The organism is Streptomyces sp. NBC_00353 (genome assembly GCF_036108815.1).
Classification (GTDB): Bacteria; Actinomycetota; Actinomycetes; order Streptomycetales; family Streptomycetaceae; genus Streptomyces.
In genome coordinates this window covers 8,900,488-8,918,527 of the sequence record NZ_CP107985.1, presented here as the reverse complement: position 1 = coordinate 8,918,527, position 18,040 = coordinate 8,900,488, and the positions used below count along the sequence as shown (strand labels likewise).

General features: G+C 70.8%; 13 protein-coding genes and 1 pseudogene. 10 read left to right on the top strand and 4 right to left on the bottom strand.

Annotation, left to right across the window (positions count from 1 at the left end; all coding sequences use genetic code 11):
- Positions 1 to 2: 2 nt before the first annotated feature.
- The 5 genes from OHA88_RS40130 to OHA88_RS40110 are packed head-to-tail and all read left to right on the top strand — an operon-like array spanning position 3 to position 6,243.
- Positions 3 to 632, top strand: a complete 630-nt coding sequence (locus tag OHA88_RS40130) for a DUF624 domain-containing protein (protein WP_328629161.1) — start codon at positions 3 to 5, stop codon at positions 630 to 632.
- Positions 629 to 1,708 (top strand): right-handed parallel beta-helix repeat-containing protein, encoded by a 1,080-nt coding sequence (locus OHA88_RS40125; protein WP_328629160.1) that lies wholly within the window; start codon positions 629 to 631, stop codon positions 1,706 to 1,708. Before OHA88_RS40130 ends, OHA88_RS40125 begins: the two co-directional genes overlap by 4 nt.
- Positions 1,705 to 2,856: an SGNH/GDSL hydrolase family protein gene (locus OHA88_RS40120; protein WP_328629159.1), complete on the top strand. Its 1,152-nt coding sequence runs from the start codon at positions 1,705 to 1,707 to the stop codon at positions 2,854 to 2,856. The genes OHA88_RS40125 and OHA88_RS40120 overlap by 4 nt, the downstream gene beginning before the upstream one ends.
- An 11-nt stretch (positions 2,857 to 2,867) precedes the next feature.
- Complete coding sequence (locus tag OHA88_RS40115; RefSeq protein WP_328629158.1) at positions 2,868 to 5,264, top strand: polysaccharide lyase 8 family protein; 2,397 nt, start codon at positions 2,868 to 2,870, stop codon at positions 5,262 to 5,264.
- 4 nt (positions 5,265 to 5,268) lie between these two features.
- The gene (locus OHA88_RS40110) at positions 5,269 to 6,243 is read left to right on the top strand and encodes an acetylxylan esterase (RefSeq protein WP_328629157.1); all 975 of its coding nucleotides are present in this window, start codon (positions 5,269 to 5,271) and stop codon (positions 6,241 to 6,243) included.
- 21 nt (positions 6,244 to 6,264) lie between these two features.
- Here OHA88_RS40110 and OHA88_RS40105 read toward each other — a convergent pair whose 3' ends face one another.
- The 4 genes from OHA88_RS40105 to OHA88_RS40090 all read right to left on the bottom strand — a co-directional run bounded on the left by OHA88_RS40105 (position 6,265) and on the right by OHA88_RS40090 (position 11,955).
- Positions 6,265 to 7,809: a phytoene desaturase family protein gene (locus OHA88_RS40105; RefSeq protein WP_326633040.1), complete on the bottom strand. Its 1,545-nt coding sequence runs from the start codon at positions 7,807 to 7,809 to the stop codon at positions 6,265 to 6,267.
- Between the two features lie 60 nt (positions 7,810 to 7,869).
- Entirely contained in the window at positions 7,870 to 10,164 is a 2,295-nt protein-coding gene (locus OHA88_RS40100; protein WP_328629156.1) for a serine/threonine-protein kinase, read from the bottom strand.
- A gap of 27 nt (positions 10,165 to 10,191) precedes the next feature.
- Complete coding sequence (locus OHA88_RS40095; protein WP_328629155.1) at positions 10,192 to 11,079, bottom strand: oxygenase MpaB family protein; 888 nt, start codon at positions 11,077 to 11,079, stop codon at positions 10,192 to 10,194.
- A 102-nt stretch (positions 11,080 to 11,181) separates the two neighbouring features.
- Positions 11,182 to 11,955: an SDR family NAD(P)-dependent oxidoreductase gene (locus OHA88_RS40090; RefSeq protein ID WP_328629154.1), complete on the bottom strand. Its 774-nt coding sequence runs from the start codon at positions 11,953 to 11,955 to the stop codon at positions 11,182 to 11,184.
- A 229-nt stretch (positions 11,956 to 12,184) separates the two neighbouring features.
- Here OHA88_RS40090 and OHA88_RS40085 point away from each other — a divergent pair, with 229 nt between their 5' ends.
- The 5 genes and pseudogenes from OHA88_RS40085 (at position 12,185) to OHA88_RS40065 (ending at position 18,026) form a co-directional block, all read left to right on the top strand.
- Positions 12,185 to 12,796 carry a TetR/AcrR family transcriptional regulator gene (locus OHA88_RS40085; protein WP_328629153.1) on the top strand — a complete coding sequence of 204 codons (612 nt, stop codon included), beginning with the start codon at positions 12,185 to 12,187 and terminating at the stop codon, positions 12,794 to 12,796.
- A gap of 190 nt (positions 12,797 to 12,986) precedes the next feature.
- Positions 12,987 to 13,907: a DMT family transporter gene (locus tag OHA88_RS40080; protein ID WP_328629152.1), complete on the top strand. Its 921-nt coding sequence runs from the start codon at positions 12,987 to 12,989 to the stop codon at positions 13,905 to 13,907.
- Positions 13,908 to 13,968: 61 nt separating this feature from the next.
- Positions 13,969 to 14,901, top strand: a pseudogene (locus tag OHA88_RS40075) (LysR family transcriptional regulator).
- Between the two features lie 206 nt (positions 14,902 to 15,107).
- Positions 15,108 to 17,477 (top strand): glycosyltransferase, encoded by a 2,370-nt coding sequence (locus OHA88_RS40070; protein WP_328629151.1) that lies wholly within the window; start codon positions 15,108 to 15,110, stop codon positions 17,475 to 17,477.
- A gap of 162 nt (positions 17,478 to 17,639) precedes the next feature.
- On the top strand, positions 17,640 to 18,026 hold the full coding sequence (locus OHA88_RS40065; RefSeq protein ID WP_328629150.1) for a hypothetical protein: 387 nt from the start codon (positions 17,640 to 17,642) through the stop codon (positions 18,024 to 18,026).
- Positions 18,027 to 18,040: the final 14 nt, after the last annotated feature.

Below are 18,040 nucleotides of genomic sequence, written 5' to 3'. Positions count from 1 at the left end.
CCATGCAGGCAACACTCTCGCCCGCGGAACAGCGGGCCGCCGCCCCGTCCGGATGGCCGACGCTGCTGCGCCGGCTGGAGTTCGTGGCCTACCCGGCAGCCGCCGGGGCCGCATTCGCCGTGCTGTCCCTCGGCGTCGTGACGTCGCTGCCCGCGCTCGCCGCGATGGGGTACGCCCTGCAACGGTGGCGCACCGATGGGGACACCCGCTGTTTCACCCGCGCATTCACGGCGTTCCCGCAGTACTGGCGCGCGCTGTGGCTCCACTCGCTGGCGTCCACCGTCGCGGCGTTCGTTCTCACCGCCAACATCCTCCATCTGCTGGGCCGTTCGGAGCCCTGGACGTTCGTGGTGCTCGCCGCGCAGGTGGGCATCGCGGCGGCTGCGGTCATCCACCATGTGGCGCTGGCTGCCGAGGCAGGCCGTTCGCCACAGGGGACGGTCCGTTCCTGGTCGCGCGGTGCGCTGGTGCTCGGCTTCGGGTCCGCGGCGCGTGGCACCGCACTGCTCGGCGCGGTGATCTCCGCATCCCTGCTCTCCCTCGTCGTACCGCTGGGGCCGCTGCTTCTCGGCCCGAGCATTCCCGTACTGCTCGCCCTGTCCTTCGCCGATCCCAGGAGGCACACCCCATGAGCCGTTTACTGCGCACCGCCCTCGTCGCCGCACTCGCCGCGGGCGCTCCGCTCGCCTTCCCGCCGCCGTCGGTCGCGGCGGAGTCGGCGACCGGCTACTACGTGTCGCCGTCGGGCAGTGACTCCGACGCAGGTACGTCCGCGAGTGCTCCGCTCGCCACGATCCAGAAGGCCGTGGACCTGGCGCCGACGGGCGCGGTGGTGCATCTCGCCTCCGGTGCGTACGAGCAGGACGTGGTGACGAGGCGCGCCGGCGTCACGATCACCGGCCCCTCGACCGCCGTGGTGAAGGGGGCGGGCGACGCCCGGATCATTCAGGTCCAGCACGACTCGACCACACTGAGCGGCTTCACCGTGGACGGGCTGCACGGGTCGTCCACCGATGTGTCGGGCTACCGCCTGAAGCTCATCTACGTCATGAGCACGACCCCCGGCAATGGTGTGGGCGCGCTGCACATCACCGATATGACGCTGAAGAACGCCGCCGACGAGTGCCTGCGGGTGCGCTATCTCGTCACCGGCGCCGACATCTCCGGCAACACCATCACCAACTGTGGCGTCGCTGACTTCAAGTTCGGCGGCGGTGGCAAGAACGGTGAGGGCATCTACCTCGGCACCGCCCCCGAGCAGCAGGGCGCGAACGGCGCCCCGGACGCGGCACCCGACATCAGCAGGAACAACCGCATCCATCACAACACCATCGCCACCCAGGGCAATGAGTGCGTCGACGTGAAGGAGAACGCGACCAACAACTACGTCGAGTACAACGACTGCAGCGGCCAGAAGGACCCGAGCTCGGGCGGGCTCGACGCGCGCGGCAGCGGCAACATCTTCCGCTACAACACCGTTCACGACAACGTCGGCGCGGGCATCAGGCTCGGTGGTGACACCGCGACGGACGGCATCGACACCAGCGTCTACGGCAACACCATCACCGGCAACGCGGGCGGCGGCATCAAGTTCATGCGCACCCCGCAGGGACCTGTGTGCACCAACACGATGAGCGGCAACACCGGCGGCGACGCGGTCGGCACCTACGGCAGCGAGTACACGCCGACGGGTGCGTGCCCGCAGTGAGCGGCCGGGGACCCGCGAGACGCGGGGTACTGACGGCGGCGGCGGGACTGGCCGCGGTAGCCGCGACGGTGCCGGACACGCGGGCCGCAGCGGCGCCGCGGAGTGGCGCGCCGCGGTCGCGCTGGACGACGTCCTGGGCGACCGCACAGACCGCGCCGACCGCAGCCGACACCGTGGCGAGCACCGGACTGACCGACGGGACGTTCACCGCCACCGTCCGGCTGTCGGCCGGCGGACAGGTCCGGCTGCGGTACGGGCACGCGTTCGGCACCGTACCGGTCCTGATCGGGCCGGTGACGGCGGGCGGGCAGCCGGTGACCTTCGGCGGGCGGCCGCAGGCATGGATCGCCGCGGGCGCCTCGCTGACGAGTGATCCGGTCGCCGGTCTGCGTACCACCGAAGCGGGCCGGCTCACCGTGGAGACCCGGCTGCCCGGCCCCACCGGACCGCTCTCCTTCCACCGCAACACCCATGCCTCGCACCGTGTCGACGGCGTCCGCACGACTTCCGTGTACCTGCTGACGGGCGTCGAGGTGACAGGCGCGCACGGGCCGGTGATCGCGGTACTCGGCGACTCCATGGCCGAGGGTGTCGGCACGCCGGACGACGCCGATCTGCGTTGGCCGGACCAGCTGGCGCGACGCCTTCCCGGCTCGGCCGTCGCCAATCTCGGTATCAGCGGCAACCGGGTGCTGCTGGACGACCCCCGGTTCGGGCCGAGCGGACAGGCCCGCTTCGACCGCGATGTGCTGTCGCTGCCCGGGCTGCGGACCGTATGCGTACATCTCGGGGTCAACGACCTTCAGCAGCCGCCAGGTCAGACCGATCCCGCGCTCGTCCTGGCCGGCTACCGACAGCTCGTCCTGCGCGGCAGGGGCGCCGGGCTGCGGGTCGTCGGCGCGACGATCACGCCGTTCGAGGGCTGGGCCCGTTGGACGCCCGGGCTCGAAGCGGTCCGGCAGCGGATCAACGCGGCGGTGCGCACCGGCCGGGTCTTCGACGCCGTCGCCGACTTCGACGCCGCGGTCCGCGACCCGGACCGCCCCTCGCGGATGCTGCCCGCGCACGACAGCGGCGACGGACTGCACCCCAACCCCTCCGGCCATGCGGCGCTCGCCGCGGCCGTCGACCACCGACATCTCCTGTGAGGGCCCGCATCATGAACCGAGGCACCACCCGACGCACTGTTCTCGCCGGAGCAGCGGCGCTCGGCGCAGCCGTCGCGCTGCCCGTCACGTCGGCCGGCGGGACCGCATTCGCCGCAGCGGGGGACGCCTCCGCGCTGCGAACCCGCTGGCACACCCTGCTCACCGGCGGCCCGGGGCTCGATCTCGAGGACCCGCAGATCGCGGCGACGGTGGCCAGGATCGGCAAGGCCGCGACCACGTCCGTCAAGGGCCTCGACCCGACCCGAACCGATGGGCTGTTCCCCGACCTGACCAGCACCACGCTCTCCAACCACGTCACCACGTCGTTCAAGCGTCTCGCCACGGTCGCGACCGCGTGGGCCGTCCCCGGCACCCCGCAGTACGGCGACACCGCGCTGCGCGATCTGCTGCTGGCCGGCATCGACTGGATGCTGACAAACCGTTACGGCCCCGAGCACACCAGGTTCGACAACGACTGGGACTGGGAGATCGGCTCCGCGCTCGCCCTCAACGACGCGTCCGTTCTGCTGTACGACGCCCTCGGCACGGAGCGGCTGAACCGGATCAGCACGGCCGTCCGGCACTACACGCCCGACCCGAACCTGTGGCGGGCCGACCGGCAGATCGCGACCGGCGCCAACCGGGTGTGGATCGCCACCGTCGTCGCGGTCAACGCGGTACTGCGCGACAACGGCGACGACCTCCTCCGGGTCCGTGACGCTCTTTCGGATGTCGAGGGTTCGGGGGCCAACAGTGTGCTGGCGTTCAACGACACCAGTGCGGCCGCGGAGGGCACCGGCGAGGGGTTCTACTCCGACGGCTCGTTCCTCCAGCACTACAAACACCCGTACAACGGCGGCTACGGCAAGGAGCTGCTCGGGAATCTCTCGCGGCTGCTGAACCTGCTCGCCGGTACGCCGTGGACGGTCACCGACCCCGATCTCGACAACGTCCGGCACTGGGTCGACGACGGCTTCGACCCGCTGATCGCCCGGGGGGACGTGATGGCGTCGGTCTGCGGGCGCGAGATCGCCCGCCCCAGCAAACAGGGGCATGTCTCGGCACAGACCGTCATCGAGGCTGTGGTGCGGCTGATCCCGAGCTTCCCCGGGGACACCGCCGACCGGTTCACGGCGCTGGTCAAGCAGTGGATCGCCGAGGACACCTACCGGGACTTTCTCGCCGCCACCGACCTGGCGACGCTCGTCGCCGCCCGGCGGATCATCGCCTCGCCCGTCCCGGCGCGCGGCCCCCTGGTCGCCCACAAGCAGCACCCGCGGATGGACAAGGCGGCCCACCACCGGCCGTCGTTCGCGCTCGGCATCTCCGCGTACTCGTCGAGGATCTACAACTACGAGTCGATCCAGAACGAGAACCTGCACGCCTGGCATCTCTCCGACGGCATGGTCCTGCTCTACACGGACGATCTCGGGCACTACAGCGAGGACTACTGGCCGACCGTCGACCCGGCCCGGCTGCCCGGCACCACCGTCGTCGCCGGCCGCCCTGCGGATGCGGCCGGCCAGCGCACCACCAGCACGGCGGACTGGGCGGGCGGCGCGGTGCTGCCCGGAACGACGCTCGGCGCGTACGGGATGGAGCTGCGGGCGTTCGGGAGTTCGCTGCGCGGTCTGAAGAGCTGGTTCTGCCTGGACGACGTGATCGCCTGTGTCGGCTCGGGCATCACTGCCGACACGGGCACCGCCGAGACGGTCGTGGAGAACCGCAAACTGCGCGACCCGCAGGCGGCTCTCCTCGTCAACGGTAAGGCAGTGCCGGCCGGCGCGGGCTGGTCGGATCGGCTCGGCCGGGTCCGCTGGCTGCACCTCGCCGGGACCGGCGGCTACATCTTCCCCAGGGCCACGACCGTCAACGGCCTGCGCGAGGAGCGCACCGCGACCTGGCGCGAGATCAACCTCAAGTACGGCACCGACACCCCCGTCACCCGCCCGTATCTGACGCTGTGGCAGGACCACGGAACGGCACCGGACGGGGCCGGCTACTTCTGGCTGCAGGCGCCCGCCGCGTCCGCCGGACGCACCAGGCTGTGGTCGGATGCGCCGCCGGTGAAGCTGGTCGCCGACTCCACGGCCGTGCATGCGGTACGCCGCTGCGCGGACGGGCTGTTCGCGGCGAACTTCTGGACCGCGGGCACCGCACAGGACCTCACCTCGGACGGGCCTGCGTCGGTGCTGGTGCGGCCCGAGGGGAAGTCGGTGACGGTGTCCCTGTCCGATCCGACCCAGCTGCGGTCCTCGGTCGTGCTGGACCTCGCGCAGCGCGGTCTGACCGTCGTCTCCGCCGATCCGGGCGTCAGCACCTCGGCCACGGCCACGGGCATCCGGATCACGGCCGACACCGCTGAACGCCACGGCGCAACCCTCACTCTCACCCTGAAGAGGAGCTAGACCCTTGCTGTTCGACATGGACCTGGCGCGGCTGCGGGAGTACCGGCCGGAGCCGGAGGAGCCCGCGGACTTCGACGCCTTCTGGGCGAAGACGCTCACCGAGACGGCCCGCCACGAGCTGGACGCCGAGTTCGTCCCGTACGACGCCGGGTTCGCGACGGTCGATGCCTTCGATGTGACGTTCCGCGGCTGGGGCGGGCAACCGGTGAAGGCGTGGCTCATGCTGCCGCGGGCGCGCTCGGCGCCGCTGCCCGCCGTGGTGCAGTACATCGGCTACAACGGCGGCCGGGGCATTCCGTACTCCTGGCTGACCTGGAGCGCCCTCGGCTACGCGCATCTGATCATGGACAACCGGGGGCAGGGCGGTGGGGGCAAGAACACCGCGGACACCCCGGACATCGGCCCCGACGGCCACGGCTCCTCGTCCCCCGGCTTCCTGACGCGCGGCATCGAGGATCCGTACCGGCACTACTACCGGCGGCTCATCACGGACGCGGTGCGGGCCGTCGATGCGGCCAAGGCGCACGAGGCCGTGGACGCATCGCGGGTCGCGGTGCTCGGCGGCAGCCAGGGCGGCGGGCTCGCCCTCGCCGCGGCCGGGCTGCGCGACGATGTGGTGGCGGCGGTCGCCGATGTGCCGTTCCTCTGCCACTACCGGCGCGCCTCGCAGATCACGGACGCGGGCCCGTACGCGGAGATCGCCCGCTGGCTGTCCGGGCACCGCTTCCGGATCGACGAGGCGATGGAGACGCTGTCCTACTTCGACGGGGTCAACTTCGCGGCGCGGGCGACCGCTCCGGCGTGGTTCTCGGTGGGTCTGATGGACAAGATCTGCCCGTCGTCGACAGTGTTCGCCGCCTACCACCGCTACGCGGGACCGGCCGAGATCGAGGTGTTCACGTACAACGGGCACGAGGGCGGCGCGGAGTACGACCTGCCGCGCAAGCTGGGCGCGCTGCGCGGCGTGTTCGGTCAATAGGTACCGATCAGCGTGTACGGGTCACCGGCCCAGCGCCGCCATCGCGGCGTTGTGGCCGGGAACCCCGCTGACCCCGCCACCGCGCACGGCGCCCGCCCCGCACAGCAGCACATTGGCGTGCGCCGTCTCGACGCCCCACCGGCCGGTGGACTCCGTGGCGTACGGGAAGGCGAGATCCCGGTGGAAGATATGGCCGCCGGGCAGTCGCAGATCCCGTTCGAGGTCGAGCGGGGTCTTCGCCTCGATGCACGGCTCGCCGTTCCCGTCGACGGCCAGACAGTCGGCGATCGGCTCGTCGAGATGCGCGTCGAGTTCGGCGAGCGTGGCCTTGAGGAGAGCGGCGCGTGTCGCCTCGTTGTCCGTGGCGAAGAGCCGGGCGGGCGTGTGCAGGCCGAAGAGAGTGAGGGTCTGGTAGCCGCGGGCGGCGAGGTCGGGACCGAGAATCGACGGGTCGGTCAGCGAGTGACAGTAGATCTCGGACGGAGGCGCAGCGGGCAGCCTGCCCGATGCGGCGTCCCGGTAGGCGTCGGCGAGCTGCCCGTACCCCTCGGCGATATGGAACGTTCCGGCGAACGCCTGGCGTGGGTCGACGGAGCGGTCCCGCAGCCGGGGCAGCCGGCGCAGCAGCATGTTGACCTTCAGCTGGGCGCCTTCGGCGGGGGCCGGCGGCTCGTCGCCGAGGAGTGCGGCAAGGGCCTGCGGCGATGCGTTGACGAGGACCCGGCGGGCGGCGACCCGGTGTTCACCGTCGGGTGAGCGCACGGTGACCTCGGCCCGGGTGCCGTCGGTCTCGACCCGGGTCGCCTCGTGGCGGACCCGGATTTCGGCGCCCGCCGCCCGGGCGGCCTGCGCGAGGGCGTCGGTGAGCGCGCCCATGCCGCCGACGGGGACGTCCCAGTCGCCGGTGCCGCCGCCGATCACGTGGTAGAGGAAGCAGCGGTTCTGGAGCAGCGACGGGTCGTGCGCATCTGCGAAGGTGCCGATCAGGGCGTCGGTCAGCACGACTCCGCGTACGAGATCGTCGGCGAAGTTCTCCTCGACGGCCACACCGATCGGTTCCTCGAAGAGCATCCGCCAGGCGTCCGGGTCACCGATCCGGTCGCGGAGCGCGTCCCGGCTGGGCAGCGGCTCGGTGAGGGTCGGGAAGACCCGCTCGGCGACCTGCTGCGTCATGGCGTAGAAGCGCTGCCAGGCCGCGTACTCGCGCTCGCCGCCGGTGAGCGCGGCGAAGGACTCCCGGGTGGTGTCCCCGCCGACGAGCAGTCCGGTGGCGCGGCCGCCCCGCACGGTAGGTGTGTACGAGGAGACGGTCCGCTTGCGTACGGCGAAGTCCAGCCCGAGATCGCGGACGATCTTCTGCGGCAGCAGGGACACCAGATACGAGTAGCGCGACAGCCGGGCGTCGATTCCGTCGAAGGGACGGGTCGAGACGGCCGCTCCCCCGGTGGTGCCGAGGCGTTCGAGGACGAGGACGGACTGTCCGGCGCGGGCGAGATAGGCGGCGGCGACCAGACCGTTGTGGCCGCCGCCCACGATCACTGCGTCATACGTGTCAGGTGCGGGCATGGCCCTTGGTAACACGGGACGATCGCCCCTGACCAGAGGTGGCGGGGCGGAAGTTCCTGGTCAGTGCGGTTCGACGCCCCGCTGCTGGCGCAGCGCCGCGACCTTGCGGTACAGCTCGACCGCCTCCGTGCCGCGCCCGAGCTGTTCGAGACAGTGCGCCTCGTCGTTCCGGCTGGCGAGCGCGTCGGGGTGGTCGGCGCCGAGGATGCGCTCGCGGGCCTCCGCGACCGTCCGGTACACGGTGAGGGCATCGGCCCAGCGGCCCAGCCAGCCCAGGCCCACCGCGACCTCGCGACGGCTGACGAGGGTGTCGGGATGCTCCGGGCCGAGGACGCGCTCCCGGATCACGCACACATCGCGCGACTCGGCGAGGGCTTCCTCCCAGCGGGCCAGTCGCCCCAGATTGACGCCGAGGCCGTGGCGGGCGCGGAGCGTCTCGGGGTCGGCGGGACCGCCCACCCTCGTCCGGTCGTCGACGAGGGCTCGGTACAGCTCCAGGGCCTCCGCGCTGCGGCCCAGCCTGCCGAGGCTGATGCCGACCTCGTAGCGCGCGGAGAGCGTGTCGGGATGGTCTGCGCCGAGCGTCTCCGCGCGGGCCCGGGCGACTTGCCGGTAGGTCTGCAGCGCGTCCGACCAACGCCCCAACCGGCCCAGGGTGTACGCGACTTCGTAGAGAGTGACCAGGGTGTCGGGGTGACTGGCGCCGAGCAGCCGACTGCGGGCGTGCGCCACGTCGCGGGCCATCCGGTACGAGTCCTCCAGACGCCCGAGCCTGCTGAGGTTGAACGCGAGGTTGTGGCGGCAGCGCAGGGTGTCGGGGTGGTCGGGACCCATCGACCGTTCCCTGGAGGCGAGGACCGCGGCGTACACCTGATGGGCCTCGAAGTGGCGGCCGAGCTGGCCCAGTACGTACGCCGCCTCCTGCCGGGCGGCGAGCGTCTCCGGGTGGTCGGGGCCCATGGTCCGTTCGCGGCCCTGAGCGACCCGGTCGAACTCGCGCAGTGCGTCCGCGGCGCGTCCGGTGCGGCTGAGGGTGAACGCGACCTCGAACCGGCTGGAGAGGGTGTCGGGGTGGTCGGGGCCGAGGGCGTGTTCGCGTTCGGCGGCGACTGCGCGGTGCACCTCGCCGGCCTCTTCCCAGTGGCCGAGCCGGCCCAGGTTGAGGCCCGCGCTGTGCCGGTTGGCGAGGGTGGAGAGCAGTTCCGGCGACGGTGTGGGCCGCTCGGGCCGGGCGAGCGGGACGCCTCCGGTCAGAGCTCGCAGATCGGTGCCGGTGGTCCATTCCCCGGTCAGGCCCGCGGAGTGGTCGGGCGGGGCGAGGCCCAGGTGCGTGGCCCCGGACGCCCTGTGTCCGACGGTCATGCCGCGGGTCCAGGACGGCAGTCGCGGTCCGGGCCCGGGGGGCTGTCGGCCGGGGTGTACGACGGGGACCGGCGGGGCGAGCCGGACCTGTCCCGACGGCTGGAGATGCCCCGTCGGCGGGAGGTGCTGTTGTTCGCCGGTGCGTCCGACGGCGATCCGCTGCCGCAGGTCGCCCGCGTCGGCAGGCCGCTCCTCGGGTGTCTTGGCGAGCAGCTCCAGGACGACCCGGTCGAAGAAGCCGGGGAGTTCGGCGCGGTGGGTGCGCAGCGGTTCCGGCTGGGTGTCGCGGTGCCCGACGAGGACGGCCCAGGCGTCGTCCAGGTCGAACGGCGGGACTCCGGTGGCGATCTCGTACAGCACACAGCCCAGTGAGTAGAGGTCGCTGCGGTGGTCGACCTGGCCGCCGCTGATCTGTTCGGGCGACATGTAGTGCGGGGTACCCATGGCGATGCCCGTACCGGTGAGGCGCGAGGTGAAGCCGATGTCGTGGCCGAGCCTGGCGATGCCGAAGTCGCAGATCTTCACCGTGCCGTCGGTCAGCCGCATGATGTTGGCGGGCTTGAGGTCGCGGTGCACGATGCCCTGTTGATGGGTGTAGCCGAGCGCGTCGGCGACCTGCTCGGCGATGTCGACGATGTCGGGTACCGGCAGCGGATGCTGTTTGTTGTCCTCCAGGAGCTGGCTGAGGTTGCGGCCGTCGAGGAGTTCCATCACCAGGTAGAGCACACCGTCGTGTTCGCCGAAGTCATGGACGACGGTGACGCCTCGGTGCTGGAGGGCGGCGGCCACCCGGGCCTCGCGGCGGAACCGTTCGCGCAGGATCCGGGTGAACGACTGATCGTGCTGGGGCCCCACCGGCTTGAGACATTTGACGGCCACGTGACGACCGAGCGACTCGTCGCGGGCGCGCCACACCTCGCCCATGCCGCCGCGCCCGATCAGATCGAGCAGCCGGTACCGGCTCTGGATCAGCCTGGTGTCCGTGTCCGCCATCGCGTGCTGTCGCCCCCGTTGCTTCGCCTACTGCTGCGCCCTCCCCGGCCCGTCCAGTATGGCTGCCCCGTCACGGAGTTTGGAGGGGGCGGGGCGGCTACCGGGGCCGAGTCGTTCCATCGCCCGCACGATGTGGCCGGGCGGGAGTTGCCAGCGCAGCCGCGACGGGATGCAGCGCAGGGCGGTTCCGGTGGCACGCAGGCGCCGGTCGACGGTGCGCAGGGGTGGCGCGGGCCTGCCGTAGAGGTCATGCGCGTACGGAGGCAGTGACTGGTAGGCCAGTGCCGCGACGCGCCGCCACAGCAGTTCGCGCGCCGGGATCAGCAGGGCATGGACGGGCGGACGGCGGAGAAAGGCGTCGACGTCGAGCGCTTCGGCGCCCACGGCGAGTTCGGGCCGCATCCGGTCGAAGTAGGCGGCGAGCTGGGCGGTGGTCGCGGGAACGTCGTCGGGGTCGAGGCCCACCAGGCGGGCGCTGGTGCGGTGTTCGTCGATGTAACGGTCGGCCTGCGCGGCGGTGAGGGACTGGCCGGAGCGGATCTGCACCTGCAGATAGGAGTCGACCTCGGCACAGTGCACCCACAGCAGCAGCTCCGGTTCGTCGACACCGTACGTCTCGCCGGTCGCGGGGTCGGTGGCCTTGAGGAGCCGGTGGATCCTGCGGACCCGGGCGCCCGCCTTCTCGGCGGCTTCCGTGGTGCCGTACGTGATGGTGCCGACGAAGCCGGCCGTGCGCATCAGCCGTCCCCACGCGTCCTTGCGGAAGTCGGAGTTCTGCATGACGCCGCGGACGGCACGGGGGTGCAGCGCCTGGAGGTACAGGGCGCGCACGCCGGCGATCCACATCATCGGATCGCCGTGCAGCTGCCAGGTGACTGTTTCGGGCCCGAAGAGCCCCGGATCGGCGTGCGCCATGTCTGCTCGTACCTCCCGCTCGGCCGCGTCCGTACGTATGACCTGTGCACCCTCAGGATGCGCTGGTACCGGGCTGATGCTCCAGGCCCCGCTCCCGCCCGGTCAGACCCCGGCGATGACCGCCACGCCGACCCGGCCGCCGTCGACGTCGAGCACGGTTCCGTGGACGAACGCCGCCTCGTCACCGGCCAGGTACACCGCCGCCTGCGCGATGGACTCGGGGCTGCCGACCCCGCCGGCCGGAGTGCCCTTCATCATGATGTCGCCGGGACGCGCCTCGGTCTCGTCGGGCGCGGGCGTGCGCACCACACCGGGCGAGATCGCGTTGACCCGCACGCCGGACGGGCCGAACTCGGCGGCCCACGCACGGGTCAGGGTCTCCACCGCTCCCTTGCTGGAGCTGTAGAGGGCTCCGACGGGAATACCGAGGCGGGCGATCCACGATCCGAGGTTGACGATCGCACCGCCGCCCGCCTCGGCCATGGCAGGGGCGAGGGCTGCGGTCAGGAAGAAAGGCGCCTTGACGTTGACGGCATAGACCTGGTCGAACGTCTTCTCGTCCGTGGCCGGAGTGGTCGAGCCTGGGTAGATGCCGGCGTTGTTGACCAGGACGTCGACCCGCCCGCCGAGTACCCGGGTCGCCTCGTCGGCGAGGGCCCGGGAGGCCGCCGCACTGCCGTCGAGGTCGGCGGCGACGAAGTCGGCACGCCCACCGGCGGCCCTGATGCCGTCGACGACCTCTTGTCCGCGCTCGTGGCTGCGGCCGGAGACGGCGACGTGTGCCCCCTCGGCGGCGAACGCCTCGGCGATCGCGCGTCCGATGTTGCTGGTGGCTCCGGTGACCAGAGCGGTCTTGTGATGCAGGCGAGTACCCATGATGCGGTGTCTCTTCTCGTCGGCGCGGCGTCGTGGCGGCGCGCGGGATGAACTCTCTGGATCCATTTGGTCCGGGCTGCCGCAGGGCGGCAAAGTGGACCACGAGGTCCACTATGGACCGTGAGGTCCAATGTGAACCCGCGGAACTGGACTGTCAAGTCCAATGGAGTTAGCCTGGTCACCCTCGACGCCTCCCAGCAGGCAGGCCGGCAAGGAGGTCACCGACATCGTGCTCACCACCCGTGGAGCCGCCACCCGCCAGCGCATCATCACCGGCGCGGCGGCCCTGATCCGCGACCACGGCGTCGCCGGAGTCAGCCTGGACGACATCCGCGCCGCCACCTCCACCAGCAAGAGCCAGCTGTTCCACTACTTCCCGCAGGGCAAGTCCGACCTGCTCCTCACGGTGGCCGAGTACGAGGCCGAACAGGTTCTCGCCGACCAGCAGCCCATGCTCGGCGACCTCACCAGCTGGCAGAAGTGGCTGGCCTGGCGCGAGCGCGTGATCGAGAAGTACGACGCCCAGCGCGCCGGCTGCCCACTGTCCGCACTCACCGCCCAACTCGACGTCGCCCGGCCGGCCACGCAGAGCATCATCACGCGTCTTTACGACCGCTGGCACACCCATCTCGCCGAGGGCGTACAGGCGTTGAAGGACTCGGGAGAGGCCGACGCACACCTCGATGCCGACGCGGCGGCGACGGCCATTCTGACCGCCGTCACCGGCGGCGCCACCCTGCTCCAGGCCACCGACTCCCTGACCTACCTCGAGACCTCCCTCGACCAGGCGCTCAACGCCCTGCGCCGGGACGAGACAGCTGCGGCGCAGGTCCGTGGGTGAACATCAGGACGAGCCCGGACGGATGCCGTACTCGGCAAGCCAGGCAGAACCTCGCCCCGAGACGCCCGGACGAGCTTGCCCCCGGTGAAGCGGGCGCGCACAGTTTCGCGAGAAATAGATAAGAAAATCTGTCGTTAGCCCCAAAAAAGCCTAACTGGATCTTTTTCATTGCTACGGGGAGCCTGAAGGGGTGCTCACTCCTCTCGCCTCCCCCCGCTTCCTGGCCCTGGCCGGAACCGTCGTGCTCTGGGCTTCCGCGTTCCCGGCGATCCGCGTCGGTGTCGACGGCCTGGGCCTGGCAGCCCTGTCGTTCCTGCGCCTGTCCGTCGCCTCCATTGCCCTGGTCGCCGTCGCCCCCTTCGCCGGGGTGCGCCTGCCCCACCGGCGCGACCTGCCGCTGATCGCTCTGTGCGGACTGACCGGGATGACCGCCTACCAGGTACTGCTCAACTGGGGCGAGATCCACGTCGAGGCCGGCACCGCGAGTCTGCTGATCGCCGTGGCGCCGGTCTTCAGCGTCCTGCTGGCCGGCGCCTTCCTGGCCGAGCCGCTGACGCGCAACGTCGTCATCGGCAGCGTCGTCGCTGTCGCCGGAACCGCCGTCGTCACCCTGGCCGACGGCCTCTCCGGCTTCACCGCCACAGCCCTTGTCGTCCTGGCCGCGGCCGTCGTCCAGGGCACCTATCACTTCGCCACCAAGCCGCTGCTGCTCCGCCGTACCGGTCTCGAAGTCGCCACCTACGCCATGGTCGCCGGCACCGTCCTTGCCCTGCCGCTGCTGCCGGCGACCATCCGTGCGACCGCCCACGCCCCCACCGACGCCCTGCTCTCTGCCGTCTTCCTCGGCCTCCTGCCGTCCGCTCTCGGCTTCGTGATCTGGGGCTACGCCGTCGCCCGCCTGCCGCTGGCGGCCTCCACCGCTGCCCTGTACCTGGTGCCGCCCGTGACGCTGGTCGTCTCATTCGTGTGGCTGGGCGAGGTCCCGCACGTGATCGAACTGGCCGGCGGCGCCATCACCGTTGCCGGTGTCGTACTGATCAACCGCCGCCGCTCCGGAGTGCCGCAGGACGGACGGGATCTCCCGCTGCGCACCGCCGCTGCCGACCGCTGAGCCGACCAAGAAAGCGAAAGTCGTCTTTGCCCGTGTGGTCGACTTTTGTAAGGATGTCTTCATGCTTGATGTGCGACGCCTGCGGATCCTGCAGCACCTGGCCACCTACGGCACGGTCGCCGCAACCGCCGACGTATTGCAGCTGACCGCGCCGGCCATCTCCCAGCAGTTGGCGGTCCTCGAGCGCGAAGCCGGCGTACCGGTCGTCGAGAAACACGGGCGTACCCTGCGCCTGACTGCCGCCGGGGAACTCCTGGTCGCACATGCCGAGGTCGTCCTGGGCGACTTGGCCGCCGCCGAGTCCGACCTCGCGGCCCTGCGGGGCGGACAGCACGGCGTCCTGCGCGTGGCCTCCTTCGCCTCCGCCGCCCGCCGGCTCATGCCCGCCGTCTTCGCGCGTCTGGGAACCGAGGAGGGCAGGAGCCACTCGCTCTCGCTGCACCTCGTCGAGCAGGAACCCGACCTCGCTCTGGAAGCCCTGCGCAAGCACGAGGTGGACCTGGCCTTGGTACACGGCTACACCGTGCTGCCGCGCGATTTCCCCGCCGGGTGCGAGCCCTCCCCGCTCATGGAGGACCCGGTCCTGCTCGCTCTCGCGCCGGCCCGGGCGGCGGCGCTGGGCCTGGCCGAGGGTGAGGCGGCCGATCTGTCCCGCCTCGCGGACGACCCCTGACTGACCCCCGGTCCGGAGACCTCCTGCTACGAGATGGTTCAGCGTGCCACCGGCGCCGCCGGATTCGTCCCCGGCATCCGCGTCCGCAGCAGCGACTTCTCCGTGCTGACCTCGCTCGCGGCCGCCGGAGCCGGGGTCGCGCTCGTTCCCCGCCTCGCCCTGCCTGAAGCGCACGCGCCGCTGAGCCTGCACCCGCTGATGCAGCCCGTCACCCGGACGGTCTACACCGCCGGCCGTACCGGCACCGCCCGCCGCCCAGGCCTGCGGCACCTGCTCGACGTCCTCAAGGAGACAGCCACCACCCTGACCGGCCCGGCCTGAGACCGGAGCGCCGGACAGGGACCGCTGCGCCCGGGGATTCCCGTCGGCACTCGCCCACGTTGCCCATGTGCGCCGGTCATACGCGCCGCGCCTGCAGTGGGTGGGCCGCCCGGGTGAATGTTCTCCCGACGGGTCCTACCGTAAATCCCGTCGACCAGACCGACCGGCATACTGCGCAAATGGTTGCGCATATTAAAATTCCTGCCTTGATTCACCAAACCTGGAAAGACACGGACGTACCGCCGGAATGGCAGAAATGGGCTGATTCCTGGCGTATCCACCATCCCGGTTGGGGCTACCGGTTGTGGACCGACGCGGACAACCGCGCATTCCTCCAGGAGCACTATCCGTGGTTCCTGCCGGTCTACGACGGCTATCCCGAAGCGATCATGCGGGCTGACGCAATTCGGTATTTCCTGCTCGACCATTTCGGCGGGCTCTATGTGGATCTGGACTTCGAGTGCCTGAAGCCGGTCACCGAAATCCTGGACGGGCATGATCTCGTCCTCGGCTGCGAGCCCGACGCGCACACCCGGCTGCTGCTGGCCCGCCGGCGCGGATTCGACCGCATCGTCGGCAACGCATTCATCGCGTCACGGCCGGGCCACCCGTTCTGGGCCCATGTACACCGCCGGCTGGTCGCCACCCACAAACTGCCCAGCACTCTGGACGTGACAGGCCCGTTCTTCCTCACCAGAGCGATCGACAGCGCCCCGGAGCCCGAGTCGATCACGGTTCTCGACCCGGAGGTCCTGTACCCCGAGGTGAGCCCGTACGCGACAGAGCAGTTCGGGCCGCAGGAAGCCGACTACGACCGTGCGTACGCCGTACACCACTGGTCGGACAGCTGGGCGTACAACACGTCCGGGACACCACGGATTTCGGCCGGCAAACGGTTCCCGTTCTGGGCAAGCCAGGAGCTGCAACCGGTCGCCGACGGCTTGATCAGCCTCGACGCGCAGCGCCGCCGCTGGGCCGCGGGCGCGCCCGCGCCGACGGTGTCCTGCCTGATGGTGACCAAGGACCGCTCGGCGACGGCGCGACGCGCGATCAGATGCTTCCTTACCCAGACCTACCCGAACCTGGAACTGGTCGTGGTGGAGGACGGCACCGACGACGCCCTCGCACAACACATCCGCGACCTGGGCGACCCGCGGATCCGCCATCACCGGCTCCCCCCGGAGGGGCGGACGCTGGGCGAACTGCGCAATGAGGCGGTGGACCGGGCCACCGGGCCCTACGTGTGCCAGTGGGACGACGACGACCTGTATGACCCGGAGCGGGTCGAGACGCAGATGGCCGCGATTCTCGCGCTCGGCGCCGAGGCGTGCTTCCTCGCCCGCGAGCGTCTGTGGTGGCCCACCCGCCGCAAGCTCGCGGTCTCCTGCGCACGGGTCTGGGAAGGGTCGATGGTGTGCGCCAAGGACCGGCTCCCGCGCTACCCGGCGCAACGCCGCGGCGAGGACACCCCGGTAGCGGAAGGTGTGGTCCGGACCTGCCGGGTCGTATCGATTGACGCGCCCGAGCTGTACACGTACGTGTGCCACGGGAACAACACGTTCAACGAGTCCCATTTCGCGGAGCACTTCGCGGTGGCGACCGAGATCTGGGCCGAACCCGGCGTCTACGCCGAGCGGTTGCTGGCCATGGCGACCCGGCTGCCGATCGAGCCGGGGGAGATCGCCCACGCCGAGACGGGCCCCGCCGCCCGAACCTCCGAGCGACCACAGGCGGCCGTGGAGCCCGCCGTGGCCCCGGCGAGTGAGCGGCCCCTGGTACTGGTGCTCACCCCCCTCAAGGACGCGGCCGCGTTCCTGCCCGGCTACCTGGACAGCCTTCGCTCCCTGGACTACCCGCGCGAGGCGATCTCGCTGGGACTGCTGGAAGGCGACAGCAGTGACACGACACCGGAACTGCTCCAGCAGGTCCTGCCCGGTCTTGAGGCGGAGTACCGGCGGGTCACCCTCGTACGCCGCGACTTCGGCCTCCAGTTGGCCGGGCCCCGTTGGGAGCCCGGCATCCAGCGCCGACGCCGATCAGTGCTGGCCAAGGTGCGCAATCATCTGCTCTCCCGGGCCCTTGTCGACGAGGAGTGGGTGCTCTGGCTCGACGTCGATGTCACCGACTACCCGGCGGACCTCGTCCAGCGGCTGCTCGGCCCGCGCAAGGACATCGTCGTCCCGCACTGTGCCACCGCGCCCGGTGGGCCCACGTACGATCTCAACACCTTCGCCCTTCAGCCCAGGGCCGGCACGCTCAACTGGTCCCAATGGCTTCGCGACGGCATCCTTCAGCCCCCCAAGGGGTTCGGTCGGAGGTACCTCGACGAGTTGCGCGGGCAGGGACTCGTTCGCGTGGATTCGGTCGGCGGCACCGCATTGCTGGTCCGCGCCGACCTGCACCGCGACGGCCTGATCTTCCCGTCCTTCCCCTACCAGCACCTCATCGAGACCGAGGGCCTGGCCGCGATGGCACGGGACATGGGCACCGCCTGCTGGGCGTTGCCCGACCTGGAGGTGGTGCACCCGCACCACGTCCCGGAGCCTGCGCACGCCGGGGCCACGTCCCTTTCCTGACCGACAAGCGCCGCAGGGGCGCCGACACAGCCGTTACGCAACAAGGAGTAATCGCTTTGACACGTTAAGTATGCAAATCCTACGGTGACGCTACTGCCCAGCCGTGAAGTTCACCGGCATGACCGGGCAGCTCCCCCGCCCCCCAAGAGAAAGGGCCCCACTGTGAAGGCCCGTGTCATCACCTCCCTGGCGCTCCCCGCAGCGCTGGCCACCGCCGGACTGCTCAACACCGCGGAGGCCGCCTACGCTGCCACCGCCGGTTCGGACACGCTGACGACGTCGGCGAAGTACGGGTACCAGGAACAGCCGTTGGGGGACGTCACCCTCACCCCCGGGTCCGTGCACCCCTGCAAGCCGATTGGCAACGTCACGATCACCGACTACGGCCACCACTGCTGCACCCCCGTGGGCAACATGACCGTTACCGACTACGGCCAGTACAGCACTCCGGTGGGCAACGTGACCGTGTGTTACTACGGGCGCCACCACGAGCACGGATACGACGACTACGACAACTACTTCCCCTGGTTCCAGCAGCAGCACAGCTAGGACGTAGTCCAGCG